Annotated in this window: 17 protein-coding genes; 10 read left to right on the forward strand and 7 right to left on the reverse strand. The window is 66.8% G+C overall.

Going from position 1 to position 21512, the window contains the following annotated elements; translation table 11 throughout:
* A partial coding sequence (locus LPZ50_RS04265; protein ID WP_419195564.1) for a hypothetical protein occupies positions 1 to 738 on the reverse strand: 738 nt, incomplete at its 3' end.
* Between the two features lie 57 nt (positions 739 to 795).
* On the opposite strand from LPZ50_RS04265, the gene LPZ50_RS04270 reads away from it, so the two are divergent.
* The 7 genes from LPZ50_RS04270 to greB all read left to right on the forward strand — a co-directional run bounded on the left by LPZ50_RS04270 (position 796) and on the right by greB (position 8543).
* Positions 796 to 2028, forward strand: a complete 1233-nt coding sequence (locus tag LPZ50_RS04270; protein ID WP_230658027.1) for a lipoprotein-releasing ABC transporter permease subunit — start codon at positions 796 to 798, stop codon at positions 2026 to 2028.
* Positions 2021 to 2728 carry an ABC transporter ATP-binding protein gene (locus LPZ50_RS04275; RefSeq protein WP_230657974.1) on the forward strand — a complete coding sequence of 236 codons (708 nt, stop codon included), beginning with the start codon at positions 2021 to 2023 and terminating at the stop codon, positions 2726 to 2728. Before LPZ50_RS04270 ends, LPZ50_RS04275 begins: the two co-directional genes overlap by 8 nt.
* 21 nt (positions 2729 to 2749) lie before the next feature.
* A complete protein-coding gene (locus tag LPZ50_RS04280; RefSeq protein WP_230657977.1) occupies positions 2750 to 3547 on the forward strand; it encodes a TatD family hydrolase in 798 nt (265 codons plus the stop codon).
* A 179-nt stretch (positions 3548 to 3726) separates the two neighbouring features.
* Positions 3727 to 6117, forward strand: a complete 2391-nt coding sequence (locus LPZ50_RS04285) for a DNA internalization-related competence protein ComEC/Rec2 (protein WP_419195565.1) — start codon at positions 3727 to 3729, stop codon at positions 6115 to 6117.
* A gap of 36 nt (positions 6118 to 6153) precedes the next feature.
* On the forward strand, positions 6154 to 7089 hold the full coding sequence (locus LPZ50_RS04290) for an alpha/beta fold hydrolase (RefSeq protein ID WP_230657980.1): 936 nt from the start codon (positions 6154 to 6156) through the stop codon (positions 7087 to 7089).
* 41 nt (positions 7090 to 7130) lie between these two features.
* The gene (locus tag LPZ50_RS04295; RefSeq protein ID WP_230657983.1) at positions 7131 to 7976 is read left to right on the forward strand and encodes a 3',5'-nucleoside bisphosphate phosphatase; all 846 of its coding nucleotides are present in this window, start codon (positions 7131 to 7133) and stop codon (positions 7974 to 7976) included.
* Between the two features lie 9 nt (positions 7977 to 7985).
* Positions 7986 to 8543: a transcription elongation factor GreB gene (gene greB / locus LPZ50_RS04300; protein ID WP_230657986.1), complete on the forward strand. Its 558-nt coding sequence runs from the start codon at positions 7986 to 7988 to the stop codon at positions 8541 to 8543.
* A gap of 169 nt (positions 8544 to 8712) precedes the next feature.
* Here greB and LPZ50_RS04305 read toward each other — a convergent pair whose 3' ends face one another.
* From LPZ50_RS04305 to LPZ50_RS04315, 3 genes are read right to left on the reverse strand one after another with little or no spacing between them, the layout of a single operon-like run.
* Positions 8713 to 9741 (reverse strand): DctP family TRAP transporter solute-binding subunit, encoded by a 1029-nt coding sequence (locus tag LPZ50_RS04305; protein ID WP_230657989.1) that lies wholly within the window; start codon positions 9739 to 9741, stop codon positions 8713 to 8715.
* Positions 9742 to 9799: 58 nt separating this feature from the next.
* The gene (locus tag LPZ50_RS04310; RefSeq protein ID WP_230657991.1) at positions 9800 to 11098 is read right to left on the reverse strand and encodes a TRAP transporter large permease; all 1299 of its coding nucleotides are present in this window, start codon (positions 11096 to 11098) and stop codon (positions 9800 to 9802) included.
* Positions 11095 to 11634 carry a TRAP transporter small permease gene (locus tag LPZ50_RS04315; protein ID WP_230657994.1) on the reverse strand — a complete coding sequence of 180 codons (540 nt, stop codon included), beginning with the start codon at positions 11632 to 11634 and terminating at the stop codon, positions 11095 to 11097. The genes LPZ50_RS04310 and LPZ50_RS04315 overlap by 4 nt, the downstream gene beginning before the upstream one ends.
* 358 nt (positions 11635 to 11992) lie before the next feature.
* Between LPZ50_RS04315 and purL the strand changes: the two genes are divergently transcribed.
* From purL to LPZ50_RS04330, 3 genes are all read left to right on the forward strand, one after another.
* On the forward strand, positions 11993 to 16027 hold the full coding sequence (gene purL / locus LPZ50_RS04320) for a phosphoribosylformylglycinamidine synthase (protein ID WP_230657996.1): 4035 nt from the start codon (positions 11993 to 11995) through the stop codon (positions 16025 to 16027).
* Positions 16028 to 16098: 71 nt separating this feature from the next.
* Positions 16099 to 17568 carry a M20 family metallopeptidase gene (locus LPZ50_RS04325; RefSeq protein WP_230657998.1) on the forward strand — a complete coding sequence of 490 codons (1470 nt, stop codon included), beginning with the start codon at positions 16099 to 16101 and terminating at the stop codon, positions 17566 to 17568.
* A 10-nt stretch (positions 17569 to 17578) separates the two neighbouring features.
* Positions 17579 to 18148 carry a DUF1415 domain-containing protein gene (locus tag LPZ50_RS04330; protein ID WP_230658001.1) on the forward strand — a complete coding sequence of 190 codons (570 nt, stop codon included), beginning with the start codon at positions 17579 to 17581 and terminating at the stop codon, positions 18146 to 18148.
* A gap of 60 nt (positions 18149 to 18208) precedes the next feature.
* On the opposite strand, the gene LPZ50_RS04335 is transcribed toward LPZ50_RS04330, so the two are convergent.
* From LPZ50_RS04335 to LPZ50_RS04345, 3 genes are all read right to left on the reverse strand, one after another.
* Entirely contained in the window at positions 18209 to 19177 is a 969-nt protein-coding gene (locus LPZ50_RS04335) for a bile acid:sodium symporter family protein (RefSeq protein WP_230658004.1), read from the reverse strand.
* A 117-nt stretch (positions 19178 to 19294) separates the two neighbouring features.
* Positions 19295 to 20278: a Bug family tripartite tricarboxylate transporter substrate binding protein gene (locus LPZ50_RS04340; RefSeq protein ID WP_230658007.1), complete on the reverse strand. Its 984-nt coding sequence runs from the start codon at positions 20276 to 20278 to the stop codon at positions 19295 to 19297.
* Between the two features lie 36 nt (positions 20279 to 20314).
* A complete protein-coding gene (locus LPZ50_RS04345; RefSeq protein ID WP_230658009.1) occupies positions 20315 to 21463 on the reverse strand; it encodes a mandelate racemase/muconate lactonizing enzyme family protein in 1149 nt (382 codons plus the stop codon).
* Positions 21464 to 21512: the final 49 nt, after the last annotated feature.

Below are 21512 nucleotides of genomic sequence, written 5' to 3' on the forward strand. Positions count from 1 at the left end.
AGCGGCAGCCGGGGCGGGCCAGGCGGACGCGCCGCCGTAGAGCCACAACGCATTGACCGGCGCCACGCCGCGCGCGCTGCGTGCTTCGTTCACGGGGTGTTCGTACCAGGCCATCTGGATTTCATTCAGCAGGCGGCGCCATGGGCGCATGTCGGGGGCCTGGCTCCACCAGTCGCGCAGGGGCAGGCCCGCCACCGCGGCGGGGCTGGCAGTGGGCGGCGCCAAACCTTCGGGCAGGCGCAGGCGCCAGCGTTGTGGATCCAATGCCTGGGCCTCGAACCCGGCATCCCGCAGGCTGGGCAGGGCGGTTGCCAGCAGCGCGTCGGCTTCGTCGGCGCGTATGTCCAGCAATTCAGGATCGAGCAGCGTAGCCTGGTCGGTGCCTAGCGCCAGGTGCGACAGTTCGGCCAGCCATACCGGAGCGCCATCGGCTGCAGCGGTGCCCGCGCGCAGCGGCCCCAGGCCGGCGCCGATGGGCGTACCGGCAGGCGGCTGGTAGCCCGCCTGCTGCAACTGCCAGGCCTCGAAGGGCGTACAGCCCTGCTGGCGCGGGTCGAAACCTTCCAGGTGCGCCTGCGCCGCCTGCAACCAGCCATGCAGTACGGGCGCGCGCTGCGGCAGCAGCCGGGCCAGTTCGGAGGCAACGGACGAGGGCGGCAGGGCGCCCGGAATCACGATGAGCATGGCGCCGATTGTAGTCGCTGGCCGGCGGCCGGACGGCTGCCCGGTTAATGCAATAATGCGTGGGTGCTGAAGATACCCTACGAACTCTGGATCGGCGCCCGCTATGCGGGAATGGCCCGCATCCGCCAGCGACGCGGACGCCGCGATCGCTTCATTTCGTTCATTGCCGCCACCTCGATGGCGGGTATCGCGCTGGGCGTCGCCGCCCTGATCGTGGTGCTGTCCGTCATGAACGGTTTCCAGAAAGAAGTGCGCGACCGCATGCTGTCGGTGCTGCCGCATATCGAGCTGTACATTCCCGGCGCGGTGCCTGAACGGGTGCTGGAGCAATGGCGGCAGTTCGCCGACGCGGCCGAACGCAACCCGGAAGTCAAGGGGGCGGCGCCCTTCGTGGCCGCGCAGGCCATGCTGGCGCGCGGCCAGGCGCTGCGGGGCGCACAGGTGCGCGGCATTGATCCGGGCACTGAAGGGCAGGTGTCCGACATCCCCGGCCAGATGAATGCGGGCAGGCTGTCGGACCTGAAGCCTGGCAGTTTCGGTGTGGTGCTGGGCAGCGATCTGGCCAGCAGCCTGGGGGTGAATGTGGGCGATACGTTGCTGATGCTGGCGCCGCAGGGTTCGATCAGCCCGGCGGGCTTTACTCCGCGCATGCGCCAGTTCACGGTGGTGGGCACGTTTATGTCCGGCCACTACGAATACGATTCCAGCCTGGCATTCATCGATGCCCAGGATGCGGCGCGGGTCTTCCGCGACAGCGGCACCGCCGGCGTGCGTTTGCGGGTGCAGGACATGCAGCGGGCGCCCCAGGTGGCCGTGGAATTGTCCAAAGTGCTGCCGCCTTATGTGATGGCCAGCGACTGGTCGCGCAACAATCGCACCTGGTTTGCGGCCGTGCAGACCGAAAAGCGCATGATGTTCCTGATCCTGGCCCTGATCGTGGCGGTGGCGGCATTCAATCTGCTGTCTTCGCTGGTGATGGCCGTGAAAGACAAGCAATCCGACATTGCCATCCTGCGTACCCTGGGCGCGGGCCCGGGCGAAGTGGCGCGCATTTTCCTGGTGCAGGGCGCGCTGATCGGCGTGGTGGGCACGGCCGTGGGGGTGCTGGGCGGCATGCTCATCGCTTATAACGTCGATGTCATCGTGCCCTTTATCGAAGGCTTGCTGGGCATCCATTTCCTGCCTCGCGAAATCTACTTCATCAGCGAGTTGCCGTCCGACCCGCAGTCTGGAGACATCATCACCATAGGCATCACCTCGCTGGTGCTGTCGCTGTTGGCCACCCTGTACCCCAGTTGGCGCGCGTCGCGCCTGCAACCCGCCCAGGTGCTGCGCCATGACTGATGCCCGCTTGATTTCCGCCGCCGACACTCCCGCGCTGTGCGCCACAAATCTGGTGAAGGCTTATGACGAAGGCCCGGCGCGCATCCAGGTACTGGACGATGTCAGCCTTACTGTCGCGCGGGGCGAAATGGTCGCCATTGTCGGGGCCTCAGGGTCGGGCAAGAGCACACTGTTGCATATCCTGGGCCTGCTGGACGCGCCCAGTTCGGGCGAGGTTGCGGTAGATGGCGTGGCCGCCGCCGGCTTGTCCGAAAGCCGGAAAAGCGCGCTGCGCAATCGCAGCCTGGGCTTTGTCTATCAATTCCATCATCTGCTGCCCGAGTTTTCCGCGCTGGACAACGTGGCCATGCCCCTGATCGTGCGGCGCGAGCGGCGCGACAGCGCCCGCGCCGCCGCGCGCAAGGTGCTGGAACTGGTGGGGCTGGCACAGCGTGAAGGGCATTTCCCCGGGCAATTGTCCGGGGGCGAGCGGCAGCGGGTGGCGCTGGCCCGGGCGCTGGTGACGCGGCCCGCCTGCGTACTGGCCGACGAGCCCACCGGCAATCTGGATCGCGGCACCGCGCACAAAATGTTCGAGTTGCTGAGCCGGGTGAACCGCGAATCCGGCACGGCGTTTGCTATCGTGACGCACGATGCCGAACTCGCCGCGCTGGCCGACCGCCAATTGCTGATGGAACGTGGGCAACTGGTTTCGGGATAGCCGCGCCGGCCCGCGCCTGCCATGCTGATCGACACGCACTGCCACCTGGACGCCACGGAATTCGATGCAGACCGCCTGGCGGTCGCGCGGGACGCCGCGGCTGGGGGCGTGCACGCCATTGTCATTCCGGCCATCGGGCGGGCGAACTTCGCCACCGTGCGCGAATTGGCGCACCGGTTCGAGGGAGGCGCGTATGCGCTGGGCATCCATCCGCTGTATGTGGGCCAGGCCCTCGATAGCGACCTGGACGTGTTGCGCGATGCCGTGCGCGCCGCGCTGGATGACCCCCGCTTCGTCGCCATAGGCGAGATCGGCCTGGACTTCTTCGTGCCGGAAATCGCCACGGGTGAACCGCGCGCGCGCCAGGAACGCTTTTACGATGCGCAACTGGCCCTGGCCGCCGAGTTCAACCTGCCGGTACTGCTGCACGTGCGGCGCTCGCAAGACATATTGCTCAAGTATCTGCGGCGTCGGCCCGGTGTGCGCGGCGGCATCGCGCACGCCTTCAACGGCAGTGCCCAGCAGGCACAGGCATTTGTCGAGCGCGGCTTCGCGCTGGGGATGGGAGGCGCCATGACCTTCACCCGGGCACTGCAGATACGCCGACATGCCGTCGACGTCGGCTTGGATCACCTGGTGCTGGAAACCGACGCGCCCGATATTCCTCCCGCCTGGCTGCACGCGCCCGACCGGCGCAACGACCCCGCCCAGTTGCCCCGCATTGCCCAGGTGCTGGCCGAGTTGCGCGGGGTGGACACGGACACAGTCGCCCGCGCCACTACGGCCACCGCTCGGCGGGTGCTGCCCCGCCTGGCCTGAGGACAGCGCGCGGCCGTCCGGCCAGACCGCGCTGCGGCGATAACGCATGGACATTCACGCTCACTAGGCGGGCGCGTGGCCCGCGCGCCGCTTACGCTCTGCGTTTTTTGTAGGAGCGGAACATCGTAGGGCGTTTGCTGTTGCTGGCCGTGGTCGCGGCCGCGGCCATGGTGCAGGGCATGCCGGCGTTGCCGCAAGGCCCCTGGGGTGGCACGGCGGCAGGGGCATGCTGTTGCTGTGCGGCAGTGCTGGCCATGGCGCGTGGGCGATGGCCGTTGGCCCGCCATGTCTGCGCCGCAATACTGGGCCTGTGCCTGGGCGCCGCCGTGGCCATACTGCACGCGCAAGCCCGCCTGCGTGACGGCCTGGACGACCGCTACCACGATGCGGTCACGCGGCTGGCGGTGCGCGTTGCCGATTTGCCGTCCGGCGATGGCGGCCAGTGGCGGTTCATGGCCGATACCGGCACGGCCCGTCCAGTGGGCGTTCCCCGCTACATCCAGGTGTCCTGGCGCGGATCGCCGGGCGCGCGCCTGCCCGAACTGATACCAGGGCAACGGTGGCGCATGGCCTTGGTGTTGCGCCATCCGCATGGGGCCCGCAATCCCCATGGCCACGACGCCGAGGGCCGTTTGTTTGCGTTGGGCATCCGAGCCGTGGCCACGGTGCGTGGCACGCCACGTCTGCTGGACGACGATCCCTGGTTCGACGCGGGCATCGCCATCCAGCGCATCCGCCACTATGTGCGCCGGGGCATGCGCGATGCACTGGGCGAGCGGCGCTACGCACCGGTGCTGGTCGCGCTGGCCATGGGCGACCAGGCCGGCGTGGCCCGCGACGACTGGCGGGTGTTCAATCGCAGCGGCATTACGCATCTGGTATCGATCAGCGGCATGCACGTGACGCTGATCGCCGGGCTGGGCGGCGCCTGGGCCGCTTTCGCGTGGCGGCGCGCGCGTTGGCGGGGAGTGGGCCTGTCCGAGACCGTACCCGCCCAAGTGGCGGGGGCGGCCGCAGCGCTGTGCGTGGCCTTGCTGTATTGCCTGCTGGCGGGCTGGGGCGTACCGGCGCGGCGCACCTTCTTCATGCTGGCCGTGGTGGCAGTAGCCGCCATGATGCGCCTGCCCCTGTCGCCGTCGCGCATACTCGCGCTGGCGGCCGCCGCCACCACCTTGCTCGATCCGTGGGCCACCCTGGCCCCGGGATTCTGGCTGTCGTTCGGCGCGGTGGCGATTCTGCTGCGCGCCGCGGCATCCACCGAGTCGGCCCGGCCCCCGCGCCGTACCGGCTGGTCCGCACGGCTGCGCGCACTGGTCGCCGAATTCGGCCGCGTGCAGCTTGCCATTACCCTGGGCCTGGTGCCACTGCTGGCCTTCCTGATGCATCAAGTGTCGCTGGCATCGCCGTTGGCGAATGCCTTCGCGATTCCCATCGTCAGCTTCCTGGTGACGCCCTTGGCCCTGCTGTGCGCGGCGCTGGGCGCAGTGCCCGGTATGGGCCCGCTGGCCAGCGCCTGCGGCATTGTGGGCCATGCGATTTTCGAAGCAATGATGGTCCCCGTGTCCTGGATCAGCGCTGCGCGCTGGGCGGTGCTGGACGTGGCCGCCGCCCCATGGCCCTTGCTGCTGCTCGCGGTGGCCGGGGTGGGGTGGGCGTTGCAGCCGCCAGGCTGGCCGGCGCGTCCCGCGGGGTGGCTGATGATGCTGCCCATGCTGTGCTGGAGCCCCGCGCGTCCGGCTTACGGCGACTGGTCCTTGACCGCTCTGGATGTGGGGCAGGGAGGGGCCGTGGTGGTTGAAACCGCCACCCAGGCATGGCTATTTGATACCGGGCCGCGCATGGGCACGGCGGCGGACGCAGGGGCGAGCGTGATCGCGCCTTTTCTGCGCGCGCGCGGCCATCGGCGCCTGCACGGCCTGGTGGTATCGCATGCGGACATGGACCATGCGGGCGGCCTGGGCAGCGTGCTGGCGGCGTTGCCGGTGGATGCGGCTTATGCGTCGTTCGACTTGCCGACCCTGGCGGGCAAGCATGCCGCGGCGGCAGGCGATGGCGCCGCGCCACGCCTGCCTGCATCCAGCCGGCGCTGCCACGCGGGCCAGGCCTGGCGCGTGGACGGCGTGGATTTCCGCTTCTTGCATCCCCATGCCGCCGATACCGGCAAAGGCGAGGGCAACATGCACAGCTGTGTCCTGCTGATTCAGGGGGCGAACCACACGGCACTGCTGCCCGGCGACATCGGGGCGGCGCAGGAACGCCGCCTGGCTTCGGCGCTGCCGCGTCTCGACCTGGTCATGGCTCCGCACCACGGTTCGAAAACCTCGTCCAGCGCCGCCCTGGTGGGGGCGGCGTCCATGGCGCAGGTGGTGGCCCAGGTGGGTTACCTGAACCGTTTCGGGCATCCGGCGGAGCCGGTACAGAACCGCTGGCGGCAGGCGGGCGCGACGTTCTGGCGCACCGACCGGCACGGCGCAATCAGCGTGCGTTCCACGCTCGCCGGCCTGGCCGTGCGCGCCGAGGCGTACGCCTCCCGGCGCTATTGGCATCGGGCCCCTGCCGGGCCCGGCTAAGATGTGGGCTCTTACGCGTACCGATTGGGAGCTGTCATGCTGGAACCCCGGTTTGATTTCGTCACTTGCGCCAGCCCGGCGGGCTTGCATCGCATGGCTTATTGCGAGTGGGGAGACCCGGACAACGACCGCGTGCTGCTGTGTGTGCACGGCCTGACGCGTACGGGCAGGGATTTCGACCACCTGGCGCGGCGCCTGGCGGGCAACTTCCGGGTGGTGTGCCCCGATGTGGTCGGCCGTGGCCGTTCCGACTGGCTGCTGACCCCGGCGTTCTACACCGTGCCGCAGTACGTGTCGGACATGGTGACACTGATTGCGCGCCTGCAACCGGCGTCGCTGTCGTGGGTGGGCACATCCATGGGCGGGCTGATCGGCATGGCGTTGGCCGGCGCGGCGGCTTTTGCACGCGCCATGCGCGCGGCACAGCCCCACGCGGGGGCCTGGCCGGCCGAGCAGGGCATCCGCCTGGACAGCATGGTGCTCAACGACGTGGGTCCGCGGCTGGAATCCGCGGCGTTGGGGCGCATCGGTCAGTACGTGGGGCAGGCCGCCGAATTCCAGACCTTCGGCCAGGCGGTGGAAGCCGTACGCCAGTTGTCGGCTACCTTCGGGCCTCATACCGACGCCCAGTGGGAAGAGCTTGCCCGGCACGTCTATGTCGAGCGCGATGGCCGCTGGGTGAAGCATTACGACTTGAGCCTGGCGCAGCCGCTGGCATCGCAGACGCCCGATGCCTATGCCACGGGCGAGCAGATCCTGTGGAAGTCCTACGAGGCGCTGGATTGCCCGGTGCTGGTGGTGCGGGGCGAGCAATCGGATCTGTTGTCCCGGGAAACGGCGCGCGAAATGCTGGCGCGCAACACGGGGGCCCGGCTGCACGAGATACCAGGCGTGGGGCATGCGCCGACGCTGATGGATGATGCGCAGATCGGCCCGGTGGCGGATTTCCTGCTGGGCGGCGCCCGGGGTTGATGCCTGGTGCCAGCGCCGTGAGACAGCCGTACAATAGCCCCATGCAAACCGCTGTCCCGAATGTCGACCTGCATTGCCATTCCACCGTGTCCGACGGCGTCCTGCCGCCGGCCGAGGTGGCGCGGCGGGCGCACGCCAACGGCGTCGATGTCTGGGCCCTGACCGACCACGACGAAGTGGGCGGCCTGGCCCAGGCGGGAGAGGCCGCGCGCGAGCTGGGCATGCGGTTTTTCACCGGCACCGAAATCTCGGTGACCTGGGCGGGGCAAACCGTGCACATCGTGGGCCTGGGGTTCGACGCCGGCAATGCGGCATTGGTGCAGGGCCTGCGCGCCACCCGCGGCGGGCGTGCCGAACGGGCCCGCCGCATGGGCGAGCGCCTGGCCGACATGGGCATGCCCGGTGCATACGAGGGTGCCTTGCCGTTCGCCGGCAACCCCGAATTGGTCAGCCGCACGCACTTCGCGCGCTACTTGGTGCAGGCAGGCTATTGCCCGGATGTGCAAACCGTATTCAACAAGTACCTGGGCGACGACTGCCCGGGCCATGTGTCCATGCAGTGGGCCCGGCTGGAAGAGGCCGTGGGCTGGATTCTTGGCGCGGGTGGCCGCGCCGTCATCGCGCACCCGGGGCGGTACAAGTATTCGCCGCTGCAGTTCAACGCCTTGTTCGACGAATTCCTGCAATGCGGCGGCGTGGGCATCGAGGTCACCACCGGCAGCCATACGCCGGACGAGGCCCGCCAGTATGCCGGGGTGGCGCGCCGTTTCGGTTTCCTGGCGTCGCGGGGTTCCGACTTCCACAGCCCCCACGAAAGCCGCGCCGACCTGGGCTCGCTGCCCGCCTTGCCCGATGACCTGACGCCGGTCTGGCACGACTGGCTCTGATACTTTTCCATGAACAAGGCTTTTGTCAAAGAGTCGGATGCCGACGACGATGACGACCTGCCCGAAGCGCAGGCGTTGCCGGCCGGCATCCGCAATTACATGACCCCCGCGGGCTATGCGCGGTTGCGCGATGAGCTGGCCCAGCTGATGAACGTCGAGCGTCCCGCCGTGGTGCAGGTGGTGTCCTGGGCCGCTTCCAATGGCGATCGCTCCGAGAACGGCGATTACCTGTACGGCAAGAAGCGCCTGCGCGAAATCGACCGGCGCATGCGTTTCCTGACCAAGCGGCTCGATATCGCGGAAGTGGTCGATCCGGCCATTCAGCCCAATCGCGACCAAGTGTTCTTCGGCGCCACGGTTACCTACCAGGACAAGGCTGGCGATACGCATACGGTCAGCATCGTGGGCGTGGACGAGGCCGAGCCGCTGGCCGGCAAGATCAGCTGGATATCGCCCGTGGCCCGCGCCCTGATCAAGGCGCGCGAAGGCGATACCGTCGTGCTGCGCACGCCGGGCGGCATCGAAGAACTGGACATCCTGGAAGTGCGCTATCCCGGGCCGGCTTGATGGTTGGGGCGGTGGCTGACAGCGCTTAGGGAAGTCGGCCACTGTCACGGGGCAATCCAGCGCCCCAAAAAAACACGGACACCGATTCGGCGTCCGTGCTGGAGGCGGGGTTCTATGCCCGCGCCTTCCGGTTGGCGGCCTGCGCCGCCGTTCTCCCCTGGGCTGCTGCTTATTTCTTGCGCGCGGCGATCGATTTCTCGGCCATGTTCACCAGGTCTTCGCCCACGCGCGACTTCCATTTGTCATAAACCGGCTTGGTGGCTTTCACAAAGGCCTGGTGCTGCGCTTCGGTCAGCGACGTGACGGTGACGCCATGGCCCTCGATTTCCTTCAGCAGGGAAGGGTCTTCGGGCGTGACGCCTTTGCGCGCGATGACGATTTCGCGCTTGCCGGCTTCCAGCGCGGCTTCGCGCACGATCTTGCGGTCGGCCTCGGACCAGGATTGCCATACCTCGCGGTTGACCACGAACACCAGCGGGTCGGCCACGTAGTTCCACAAGGTCAGGTATTTTTGCGACACGTCATAAAGCTTGGCGCCGGTGTAGATCGACAGGGGGTTTTCCTGTCCGTCCACGGCGCCGCTGGCCAGCGCGGGCTGCGCATCGGCCCAGCTCATCTGCGTGGGGTTGGCGCCCAGCGCGGTGAAGGTGTCGATGTACAGCGGCGAGCCCACCACGCGCAGCTTCATGCCCTTCATGTCCTCGGGCGTGGCTACTGCCTTGCGCGAATTGCTCAGCTGGCGATAACCGTTCTCGCCCCAGGCCAGGGGCACCACGCCGGCTTTTTCGATGACCTTGAACAGTTCGGCGCCCACATCGCCTTGCGTCAGTGCGTCGATGGCGGCGTAGTCGGGCATCAGGAAGGGCAGCGAGAACAGGTTCAACTGCTTGACCTGCGGCGACCAGTTGATGGTGGATCCCACCGCCATGTCGATCACGCCCTGGCGGATGGCGGTGAATTCGCGCGTCTGGTCGCCCTGCACCAGCGACGTGCCCGGATACACCTTGATATTGATGCGGCCGTCGGTGCGTTCGCGCACCAGGTCTGCCCAGATCTGGGCACCCTGGCCCCACGGAAAGCTGGTGCCTACCACGATAGACAGCTTGTATTCCGATTTGTAGTTCTGTGCATGGGCCGGAGCCAGGGCCAGCGCGGCCGCCGCGCACAAGGCGGCGCCGATCAGCTTGCGTAGTTTCATTGTGTTCTCCTCGCGATGATTTAAGGTTTGTTGTGATGAATGCGGCGTCGTGCCGGCTTCAATAACCCAGCTTGTGCGGCAACCATAGCGCCAATTGCGGAAACGCCAGTACCGCGACCAGCACCAGGAACATGGCGCCCAGCAGCCATAGCACCCACGGCACTGTGGATTCCATGGGCACGCGGGCAATACGGCAGGACACCATCAGGTTCACGGCCAGGGGCGGGGTGAACTGGCCCAGGGCAACTTTCAGTGTCAGGATCACGCCGAACCAGACAGGGTCCCAGCCATAGGCGTTGGCGATGGGCATCAGCAGCGGCACGAAGATCAGGAAGATAGAGATGCCGTCCAGGAACATGCCCATCGTCATCAACAACAGGATCAACAGCGCCAGTACGCCCCATTCCCCCAGGCCCGAATTGACGATGGCATGCGTGATGGGGTCGATAATGCTCAGGGTGGACAGCGCCCAGGCAAAAATGCCGGCCAGGGCCACCACCATCATGATCACGGCTGACAGTTCGGCTGCTTCGCGCAGAATTGTGAACAAGTCGCGGACTTTGATGGTGCGGTGGATGAACATGCCCACGAACAGGCCATAGAACACGGCCACGACCGCGGCTTCGGTGGGAGTGAACCAGCCCAGCCGCATGCCGCCCAGAATGAGCACCGGCGCGGCCAGGCCCCAGCTGGCTTCGCGCAGGCTGGCCCAGAACGGCGGGCGCGGCAGGTGCGATTCCAATTGGCCCATTTTGTACTTGCGAGCCAACCAGACGCTGGGCACGATCAGGGCCAGGCCGGCCAGCAGGCCCGGCACCATGCCGGCCGCGAACAGGGCGGGAACGGACGCGCCAGGCACCAGCACCGAATAAATGATGAAGGCGATCGAGGGCGGAATCAGGATGTCGGTGGCGGCACCGGCGGCCACTACCGATGCCGAGAACGGGCCGGGATAGCCCGCGCGCGACATGGCGGCGATCATCACCGCGCCCACGGCGGCCGCGCAAGCCGGCCCGGAGCCCGAGATGCCGCCCAGGAACATCGCCACGCTGATCGCCACCAGCGGCAGCATGCCGGGCCCGCGCCCCACGATGGCAATGGCCAGGTCGACCAGCCGGCGCGCTACGCCCGAACGGTCAAAGATGGATCCCACCAGCACGAACATGGGGATGGCCAGCAGCGGGTATTTCGCCAGGCCGGCGTAGAAATTCTGCGGAACCGCCAACAGGCCGAACCAGGCAACGTCCTGGTTGGACAGCACGATGGCCAGCGTGCCTGCCACGCCCAGCGCCACGCACACGGGTACCCCGATGACCATCAGTACGGCAAACACCACGAAGAGCAGGGTGGCGATCATGGCGCACGGCTCTCCAGCAGGCGGCGCAGGGTGCCGGCCGTGCGCAGCGCGATGGCCGCGGCCATCGCGGGAAGCCAGATCGAATACCACCAGGTCGGCACGCCGATGGCTGGCGAGGTTTCTTCGTAGATGTATTCGTCGTAAACCAGGCGCGCGGACAGCACGGCCAGCAATATGAAGAACAGCAGCACGACGGTATTGGCGGCCAGGCCCAGCATGCGCTGCCGCGCCGGCGAGCCTTTGTCTGCCACCGCTTCGATGCGGATGTGGTGGTTGCGCACGAACGCCGCGCTGCCGCCGGCCATGGTCAGCACGATCAGCAGGAACACCGAGATTTCTTCCGTCCAGGCGAATGACTGGTCGGTGAAATAGCGCACCAGCACGTTGGCGAAGGTGATCAGCGCCAGCAGCGCCAGCACGCCGACGGCCAGCCAGTCTTCCAGGGCCAGGGAAACCTTGGTGGCGGGGTCGTGCTCGGGGGGGATGATGGGTTCAACCGGCTCGGCCGGTTCGACGGAGACGTCAGGGCGGGACATTGGCAACAGCAGCGTAATACGGGGCAAGTCGGGATCGCAGCATCCTACCCGCGGCGCGGCGGGGCGTTAGTGCGTGTTTTCCCGCGGGTGAAGGGCTTTTGCAACATGCTGCGGCACGGCATAAGCGGGCAGAGCAGGGGCTTGTCATGCCCGGAAACCGGACTTTCCGCCGATGAAATCCGCATTTTGTTGCGCCGCAGAATATTCCCTGGAATACTGCATTGAATTATTTTGTAACTAGACGGATCGAGCCTGGCAGGCAAAAGGCGGAATTCCCGCCAGCCGGCCTTCGGGGAAATCCCTGAGAAGGTAAAATCCCGGTTTCGCATCTTTTACCCTTCAAAACGGCGCCCGCATCGTGTCTCTCGTCCAGCATTTGCCCGGTTCTTCCGTCCTTTCCGCCTTTCGTCGCGAACGCCTGCTGGCGCAGTTGCGGGAAGCCGGCCTGCCCATCGCCGACATTGCCGCCCGCTACGAACACTTCGTCTGCACCGACGCCGAACTGGACGGCGCGCAGCAACAGCAACTGGCCCAACTGCTCGACTATGGCAGCGGGCCCGCCGGCGAAGCGCCGGCCAAGAGCCTGGCGCTGCTGGTTATTCCCCGCCTGGGCACGGTTTCTCCCTGGGCCAGCAAGGCCACGGATATTGCCCGCAATTGCGGCCTGGCGGCGGTGCGCCGCGTCGAACGCGGCGTGCGGTACTTCCTGGTGCCCGAACGCGGCCTGCTGGGCGCCAAGTCGCTGGACGACGCCATGCTGGCGCGCGCGGCCGATTGCCTGCACGACCGCATGACCGAAACCGTGGTCGGGGCCGACTTCGACGGCCAGGCCCTGTTCCAGCCGCTGGCGGGCAAGCCCATGCGCACCGTGCCCGTGCAGGCCCGGGGCCGTGATGCCCTGGTCGAGGCCAATAGCACGCTGGGCCTGGCGCTGTCCGAAGACGAAATCGATTATTTGGCCGAATCGTTCACCAGCCTGGGACGCGACCCCACCGATGTCGAACTGATGATGTTCGCGCAGGCCAACAGCGAACATTGCCGCCACAAGATCTTCAACGCGCAGTGGGTCATCGACGGCCAGCCGCAGCGGGAAACCCTGTTCGGCATGATACGCGCCACGCACAAGGCGCAGCCCGAAGGCACGGTGGTTGCTTATTCCGACAATGCCGCGGTCATGCAGGGCGGCGCGGCACAGCGTTTCCAGGCCGGCGTGCCGGGGCAGGGCGACGCCCGCTATGTGCGGCACGATGCCCTGATGCATACCCTGATGAAGGTCGAGACGCATAACCACCCCACCGCCATCGCGCCGTTTCCCGGGGCCTCGACGGGCGCGGGCGGCGAGATCCGCGATGAGGGTTCCACCGGCCGGGGTTCCAAGCCCAAGGCCGGCCTGACGGGCTTCACGGTGTCGCACCTGCGCCTGCCCGATGCGCTCCAGCCCTGGGAAGCCGACCACCACGGCCTGCCCGGGCGCATTGCTTCGCCCCTGTCCATCATGGTCGAAGGGCCTATCGGGGGCGCCGCGTTCAATAACGAGTTCGGGCGCCCCAATCTGCTGGGCTATTTCCGCAGCTACGAGCAAACCGCCGGCGGCACCCGCTGGGGCTATCACAAGCCCATCATGATCGCGGGCGGCCTGGGCAGCATCGATGCCGAGCTCACCACCAAAGAAATCATTCCCCCAGGCGCGCTGCTGATCCAGCTGGGCGGCCCCGGCTTCCGCATCGGCATGGGCGGCGGCGCCGCGTCCAGCATCAGCATGGGCAGCAATTCGGCCGAACTCGATTTCGATTCGGTGCAGCGCGGCAACCCAGAAATCGAGCGGCGCGCGCAGGAAGTCATCGACCGCTGCTGGCAGCAGGGACGCGACAACCCCATCCTGGCTATCCACGATGTGGGGGCGGGCGGCTTGTCCAATGCTTTCCCGGAATTGGTCAACGATGCCGGCCGCGGCGCCGTCTTCGACCTGAAGCGCGTGCCGGTAGAAGAGTCGGGCCTGTCGCCGGCCGAGATCTGGAGCAATGAATCGCAAGAACGTTACGTACTGTCGGTCTTGCCGCAGGATCTCGAGCGCTTCGATGCCATTGCGCGCCGCGAACGTTGTCCCTACGCGGTGGTGGGTGTGGCCACGCAAGAGCGCCAACTGCGCGTCGTGGACGGCGAGGGCCTGCCTGGCCTGGACCCGGAAGCCGCCGGTGCCGGTACCGAAGTGCGCCCCGTGGACGTGCCCATCGACGTCATCCTGGGCAAGCCGCCGCGCATGACGCGCGACGTGCAACGCCGCCCCGGCGTCTCGCAGCCGCTGGACCTTGCCGGCCTGGACCTGACCGAAGCCGCCTACCGCGTGCTGCGCCACCCCACGGTGGCCAACAAGTCGTTCCTGATCACCATCGGCGACCGCACCGTGGGCGGCCTGTCCAGCCGCGACCAGATGGTCGGGCCCTGGCAGGTGCCGGTGGCCGATTGCGCGGTGACGCTGGCCGATTACGAGGGTTTCCGCGGCGAGGCCATGGCCATGGGCGAGCGCACCCCGTTGGCGGTGCTGGATGCCCCGGCATCGGGCCGCATGGCGGTCGCCGAAGCCCTGACCAACCTGGCCGCCGCCGACGTGGCGCGCCTGGAAGATATCAAGCTGTCGGCCAACTGGATGGCCGCCTGCGGCGTCGATGGCCAGGATGCCGCGCTGTACGACACCGTGGCCGCGGTCAGCGAGCTGTGCCAGGCCACCGGGTTGTCGATTCCGGTGGGCAAAGATTCGCTTTCCATGAAAACCACCTGGGAACAGGACGGCGAAACCCGCCAGGTGGTGGCGCCGGTATCGCTCATCGTGACCGCGTTTGCGCCGGTAGGCGACGCGCGCGCAACCCTGACGCCGCAATTGCGCACCGACGCCGGCGATAGCGTGCTGATCGTCATCGACCTGGGCCGCGGACGCCATCGCATGGGCGGGTCCATCCTGGCGCAGGCCTATAACCAGGTGGGCGTGACGGTGCCCGATATCGATGCTCCGCAAGACCTGCGCGCCTTCTTTATCACCATCCGCACGCTGGCCGAGGCGGGCGTGCTGCTGGCCTACCACGACCGCTCCGACGGTGGCCTGTTCGCCACGCTGTGCGAAATGGCGTTCGCCGGCCGCACCGGTATTTCGGTCAACCTGGACATGCTCACTTTCGATCCCGACTCGGCCGATTGGGGCGACTACAAGATCCGCCCCGAACAGGTGGCGGTGCAGCGCGACGAACTCACGCTCAAGGCGCTGTTCTCGGAAGAAGCGGGCGCCGTGATCCAGGTGCCGGCGGCGCAGCGCGACGCCGTCATGCAAGTGCTGCGCGGCGCGGGCCTGTCGGCGCATTCGCATGTCATAGGCGGCCTGAACGGCGCCGATACGGTCGAGTTCTACCGCGACGGCAAGAAAGTCTGGAGCCAGCCGCGCGCCGAACTGGGCCGCGCCTGGAGCGAGGTCAGCCATCACATCATGGCCCGCCGCGACAATCCCGCGTGCGCGCAAGCCGAGCTGGATACCTGGAACGACGCGGCCGACCCGGGCCTGTCGCCGCGCGTGTCGTTCGACCCGCAGGAAGACATCGCCGCGCCCTACATCGCCACCGGCAAGCGTCCGCGCGTCGCCATCCTGCGCGAGCAGGGCTGCAACAGCCAGGTCGAGATGGCCTGGGCCTTCGATACCGCCGGTTTCGATGCCATCGACGTCCACATGACCGACCTGCTGGCCGGCCGCGCCGACCTGAGCACCATGCAAGGTCTGGTGGCCGTGGGCGGCTTCAGCTACGGCGACGTGCTGGGCGCCGGCGAGGGGTGGGCACGCACCATACGCTTCAACAGCCGCCTGTCGGACCAGTTTGCCGCCTACTTCGCGCGGCCGGATACCTTCGGCCTGGGGGTGTGCAACGGCTGCCAGATGATGGCGGCCCTGGCTCCCATGATCCCGGGCGCCGGGCACTGGCCGCGCTTTACGCGCAACCAGTCCGAAAAGTACGAGGCCCGCCTGTCGCTGGTGGAAATTGCCGACACGCCGTCGATCTTCTTCGCCGGCATGGCGGGCACGCGCGTGCCGGTAGCGGTGGCGCACGGCGAAGGCTATGCCAACTACAGCCAGCAGGGCGATGCCGGCAAGGTGCTGGTGGCCGCGCGCTTTATCGACAACCACGGCCAGCCCACCGAGGCCTACCCCTTCAACCCCAATGGCAGCCCGGCCGGCCAGACCTCGGTCACCACCGCCGACGGCCGTTTCACCGTCATCATGCCGCACCCCGAGCGCGTCACACGCAATGTGATGATGTCCTGGGCGCCGCAGCAATGGGGCGCGGCAGACAGCGGCGGGGCCTACAGCCCGTGGATGCGGATGTTCCGGAACGCGCGGGCCTGGGTGGCCTGAAGGCGGGGGGGGCCATTTTTGCGGGCGTAGGCATAAAATCGGGGTTTTGAACCCCGTACAGGATCCGTGCCATGAACGCCCGCATTCCCGACGACGCGCAGCCGCCCACGCTCGACCCCGACGCCCTGCAGGCTTATGTCGACCGCCTGTGGGACGACGAAATCATTCCCGCGCTTACCGCCTATATCGAGGTGCCGGCCAAAAGCCCGGCGTTCGATGCCGACTGGGAAAAGAACGCCTATATCGAGCGCGTGGTGCGCGACGCCGCGCAGTGGGTGGAAGCGCGCAAGGTGTCGGGCCTGAAGCTCGAAGTGGTGCGCCTGCCGGGCCGCACGCCGGTCATATTCTTCGATGCCCCCGCCACGCGCGCCGACAGCGGCGACACAGTGCTGCTGTATGGCCACCTGGACAAGCAACCGGAGTTTTCCGGCTGGCGTTCCGATCTGGGGCCCTGGACGCCCAAATACGAAGACGGCAAACTCTACGGCCGAGGCGGCGCCGACGACGGCTACGCCATCTATGCCTCGCTGACCGCCATCATGGCGCTGGACGCGCAGGGCATTCCGCGCCCGCGCTGCGTGGGCATAGTCGAAACCTGTGAAGAATCGGGCAGCTATGATCTGCTGCCTTACGTGGACGCGCTGCGCCATCGCCTGGGTAATGTGGCGCTGGTGGTCTGCCTGGATTCCGGCGCGGGCAATTACGACCAACTCTGGATGACCACCTCGCTGCGCGGCATGGTGGCTGGTACGCTCGAGGTGCAGGTGCTGGACGAAGGCGTGCACTCGGGCGATTCCAGCGGCGTGGTGCCGTCCAGCTTCCGCATCCTGCGCCACCTGCTCGACCGCCTGGAAGATAGTTCCACGGGCCGACTGCTGCCCCAAAGCCTGCATTGTGAAATTCCCGCCGAACGCCGCGAGCAAGTGCGCGAAACCGCCCGCATCCTGGGCGATGAAGTCTGGCGCCGCTTTCCCTGGAGCTGCGGGGCCGAAGGCGGCTTTGTGCTGCCCATGACCACGCATCCCGAGGAAGCCTTGCTGAACCGCACCTGGCGGCCCACGCTGTCGGTGACGGGCGCCGAAGGCTTGCCGCCCCTGTCCAGCGCCGGCAATGTGCTGCGTCCGCGCACCGCGTTCAAACTGTCGCTGCGGCTGCCGCCGCTGATCGACGCCGTGGCTGCCTCGCAGGAAATCAAGGCCTTGCTCGAATCCGATACACCCTACAACGCCAAAGTCATTTTTCACGCCAACCAGGGTGCGGCCACGGGCTGGAATGCCCCGGCCTCGGCCTCCTGGTTGACGCAGGCGCTGGATACCGCGTCCCGCCAGTACTATGGCGCCCCTTGCGGCTACATCGGGCAGGGCGGCACCATTCCCCTGATGAGCCTGCTGCAGCAGGGCTTTCCCAAGGCGCAGTTCATGGTGTGCGGCGTGCTGGGACCGCGTTCCAATGCGCATGGCCCCAACGAATTCCTGCATGTGCCCTACGGCAAGAAGCTGACCGCCGCGGTGGCGCAGACCATGGCCGCCATGCCCGCCTGATGAACGCGCAATGATCCACACTGAAGGCGCGTACCAGCGCATCATCGACGAAACCCGCGGCTGGGTGGTTCAGGCCGTCATCGGCCTGAACCTGTGCCCCTTCGCCAAGTCTGTACAGGTCAAGCAGCAAGTGCGTTATGCGGTCAGCGACGCCACCGATGCCGAAGGCGTGCTGGCCGACCTGGAAGACGAATTGCTGCGCCTGTCTCAGGCCGACCCCGAACAGGTAGACACCACGCTGCTCATCGTGCCGGACGCGCTGGATGATTTCTACGCATTCAACGACTTCGCCGACCTTTCCGATCGACTGCTGAAGCGCCTGCGCCTGGTGGGCGACCTGCAGGTCGCCACTTTCCATCCGGCGTTCCAGTTCGCCGACACGGAGCCCGACGACGTCGAGAATTGCACCAACCGTTCGCCTCATCCCATTCTGCATTTGCTGCGCGAAGACAGCATCGACAGGGCGGTCGAGGCCTATGCCGATGCCGCCGAGATCTACGACAAGAACATCGACACCATGCGGCGGCTGGGCTGGGATGGCTGGCGCAAGTTGATGGCGGGCTGGACAGGCCCGCAGTAGCCGTCTGGCACGTATCGGGTGCCTGGCCCCTGAGGGTGCCAGGCACCGGGCCATGCCGCGTCAGGCAGGCCGCTTTGCGTAGCGCGCGGCCAGTACGGCGCAGACCATCAGCTGGATCTGGTGGAACAGCATCAGCGGCAGCACGATGGCGCCCACCGCCTGGCCGGCAAACAGCACCTGCGCCATGGGAATGCCGGTGGCCAGGCTTTTCTTCGAGCCGCCGAACAGCAGGGTAATGCGGTCTTCCAGGTTGAACTTGAACAGGCGGCCCAGCGCCACGCAGCCCAGCAGGGCCAGCGCCAGCAGCACCACGCAGGACACCACCAGGCCCGCCAGGGCCGGCAATGGCGTGTTGTTCCACAGGCCTTCGTTGACGGCCTCGGAGAAGGCCGTGTACACCACCAGCAGGATCGAGCCCTGGTCCACGAATTTCAGCACCGACTTGTGCCGGTGCACCCAGGCGCCGATCCAGCGGCGCATGAACTGGCCCAGTACAAACGGCAGTAGCAGCTGCAGCATGATCTTGCCCACGGCATCGTACGAGATGGGCGCGCTGGCATTCGACGCAACCACTGTGCCAACCAGCAGCGGCGTCAGGAAAACCCCCAGCAGGCTGGAGGCCGACGCGCTGCACACGGCGGCGGGCACATTGCCGCGCGCCATCGAGGTGAAGGCAATGGCCGACTGCACCGTGGCGGGCAGGCAGCACAGGAACAGCATGCCGGTATAGAGCTCTGGCGTGACCAGCGGCTGCAGCACCGGCTTGAGCGCGACACCCAGCAGCGGAAACATCAGGAACGTGGCGGAAAACACCGTCAGGTGCAGGCGCCAGTGCGTAATGCCGGCCACGATGGCATCGCGGGAGAGGCGTGCGCCGTGCAGGAAGAACAGCAGCGCGATGGCAATATTGGTGATCCAGCCGAACGCCACGATGCCCTGGCCATGGGCCGGCAGCACACTGGCGATGAGTACGGTGGCAACGAGAAGCAGCGTGAAGCGGTCAGGCAGGAAGCGAGTGAGGCGGGACATGGAAAAGGCGGCTGGACAGCGGCCGTCCGCGGGCGCGCGGACGGCCAAAGGGCGCTATTGTAGACGGCTGTGTCAGGTGCCGCGTTCAGCTTCCCGTAGGCTGGCAGCAAGCCCCGCCTATTCGATCTTGATCCCGGCGCGCTCGATCACTCCACCCCACTTTTTCACTTCGGCGTCGATCAGGGTCTTGAACTGCGCGGGCGAGCTGGCGACGATTTCCACGCCTTGTTTGCCGAACTTGTCGGCGACTTCCTTTTCTTGCAGCATTTGCACCATGCCCGCGTTGACCTTCTTCACCACGTTTGCCGGCGTACCGGCCGGCGCCTGCATGCCGAACCAGACCGTCACCTCGTAACCCGGTACGCCGGCCTCGGCCACGGTGGGAACATCGGGCAACAGCGGCGCCCGCTTGGTGCCCGTGGCGGCCAGGGCGGTAAGCTTTCCTGCCGTGACATTGGGGTACACATTCGGCAAATTGTCGAACAGCACGTCGATGTCGCCCGCCAGCAAGGCCGTGACGGCAGGCGCGCTGCCCTTGTACGGGATATGGGTCATCTTGGTGCCGGTCAGCTCCAGGAACAGCTCCATCGACAAATGATTCGACGACCCTGATCCGGTCGATCCGTAATTAAGCTTGCCCGGATTGGCTTTGGCGTAGGCAATAAGGTCCTTGACATTCTTGAACCGGGAATCGGCGCGCACGGTCAGGATATTCTGCGTGCTGCCGGCCCAGACCACGGGTTCGAAATCCTTCAGGGCGTCGTAGGGCATCTTGTTGCGGTACAGCCCGGGCAGCGCCGAAAACGGCAGCGGGGTGATCAACAGCGTATAGCCGTCCGGCGCAGACTGGGCGACCAGCGTGTTGCCGATCAGGGTGTTGCCTCCGGGTTTGTTTTCTACCACCACCGACTGTTTCCATGTCCTGGTCAAGTAATCGCTGGCCGTCCTGGCCAGCGTGTCATTGAAGCCGCCCGGCGTATAAGGCACGACGATGCGGACCGGCTTGTCGGGATACTCTGCGGCATTGGCCGCGGACAGGCCGGGACCGGCCGCCACGAGGCTCCACGCTCCCGCCAGCAAGATCAGTTTTCCAATGTTCATGATGTCTCCTCGACCCGTGGGCCGTGTGTTATTGATCTAGAACTTCACGACATAGCCCGGTCCGTCGATGACCGGGAACTCCTTGAATATCGATTCGTCCACCTCTACTCCCAGCCCGGGGCCGGCTGGCGGTTCGACGCAGCCGTCCTTGCCTATGGCGAAGGTCGGTCCGAACATGTCCCGGAACGGATTGAAGTGCGAGACGCAGGCCTCGAAGTAGCCCGAATTCTCCGTGGCTGCCAAGAAATGCAGCGATGCCGCGTGGTTCAGGCCGGTGGCCGAACTGTGCGCGTTGATGGGGATGCGGAACGCCGAGGCCATGGCGGCGATGCGCAGGGCTTCGGTGATGCCGCCCGTCTTTGACAGGTCAGGCTGCCAGACCTGGACGGCACGAGCCTCCAGCATCTGGGCGAATTCGAATCGCATGAAGTGGTTCTCGCCCGCCGCCAGGGGAACGAGCGGGGTGATCCTGGCCGCTTCGCGGTAAGAGGCAAAATCGTTGCAGGCAAAAGGCTCCTCCAGCCAGCCTGCCTGGATATCCGCCAGCGCCGGCAGCACGCGGCGCACTTGTGCGATGGTGTAGGCCGTGTTGGCGTCGGTCAGGATATCGATGTCGTCTCCCACCGCCTGCCGTACATGCTGGCAGCGGGCAATGTCGTCTTTGACGGTATCGCCGATGCGCAGCTTCACCGCCCGATAGCCTTGCTCGATGTATGACTGGGCTTCTTCGGCCAGCGCCTGGGGCGGCTGGTATCCCAGCGCGATGCCGCCGGCGTAGGCGGGCAGGCGCCTGCGGGAGCCGCCCAGCAATTCGTACAGCGGCATGTTGGCGGCCTTGCCGCGGATGTCCCACAGTGCCATGTCGATGCCCGACAACGCCAGGGCTGCCCCCGCGCCCAGCCCGTGGCTGGAGAACTGCATGCGGTGCACCCGCTGCCAGGCGCCCACCACGTCGGTAGCCGCCATGCCGACCAGCAATGGCGACAGCGTATTGTGGATATGGCTGATGATGGCGCCCGGACTGCGGCCCGGGTGCGATTCACCATACCCAGTGATGCCCTCGGACGTCTCGACACGCACGACGATGGCGTCGCGCTTCAAGGTACTGCCCACTCCCATCGTGACAGTCTTGCCCTCGGGTAGACGGTAGGAAAGTGGAACGGCGGTGATTCGGGTGATTTTCACGAGGTCTCCTTGCTTTCGCGGCATTCACGATTGACGGTATGGCCGTGGT

The organism is Bordetella petrii, from assembly GCF_020991325.1.
GTDB classification, from domain to species: domain Bacteria; phylum Pseudomonadota; class Gammaproteobacteria; order Burkholderiales; family Burkholderiaceae_B; genus Bordetella_A; species Bordetella_A petrii_E.

Coding starts and splice junctions, on each gene's coding strand:
- LPZ50_RS04330 (WP_230658001.1), top strand. CDS start 17,579: ATGATCCACACTGAAGGCGCGTACCAGCGCATCATCGACGAAACCCGC.
- LPZ50_RS04325 (WP_230657998.1), top strand. CDS start 16,099: ATGAACGCCCGCATTCCCGACGACGCGCAGCCGCCCACGCTCGACCCC.
- greB (WP_230657986.1), top strand. CDS start 7,986: ATGAACAAGGCTTTTGTCAAAGAGTCGGATGCCGACGACGATGACGAC.
- LPZ50_RS04275 (WP_230657974.1), top strand. CDS start 2,021: ATGACTGATGCCCGCTTGATTTCCGCCGCCGACACTCCCGCGCTGTGC.
- LPZ50_RS04315 (WP_230657994.1), bottom strand. CDS start 11,634: ATGTCCCGCCCTGACGTCTCCGTCGAACCGGCCGAGCCGGTTGAACCC.
- LPZ50_RS04295 (WP_230657983.1), top strand. CDS start 7,131: ATGCAAACCGCTGTCCCGAATGTCGACCTGCATTGCCATTCCACCGTG.
- LPZ50_RS04310 (WP_230657991.1), bottom strand. CDS start 11,098: ATGATCGCCACCCTGCTCTTCGTGGTGTTTGCCGTACTGATGGTCATC.
- LPZ50_RS04270 (WP_230658027.1), top strand. CDS start 796: ATGGCCCGCATCCGCCAGCGACGCGGACGCCGCGATCGCTTCATTTCG.
- LPZ50_RS04305 (WP_230657989.1), bottom strand. CDS start 9,741: ATGAAACTACGCAAGCTGATCGGCGCCGCCTTGTGCGCGGCGGCCGCG.
- LPZ50_RS04340 (WP_230658007.1), bottom strand. CDS start 20,278: ATGAACATTGGAAAACTGATCTTGCTGGCGGGAGCGTGGAGCCTCGTG.
- LPZ50_RS04335 (WP_230658004.1), bottom strand. CDS start 19,177: ATGTCCCGCCTCACTCGCTTCCTGCCTGACCGCTTCACGCTGCTTCTC.
- LPZ50_RS04280 (WP_230657977.1), top strand. CDS start 2,750: ATGCTGATCGACACGCACTGCCACCTGGACGCCACGGAATTCGATGCA.
- LPZ50_RS04290 (WP_230657980.1), top strand. CDS start 6,154: ATGCTGGAACCCCGGTTTGATTTCGTCACTTGCGCCAGCCCGGCGGGC.
- LPZ50_RS04285 (WP_419195565.1), top strand. CDS start 3,727: ATGCCGGCGTTGCCGCAAGGCCCCTGGGGTGGCACGGCGGCAGGGGCA.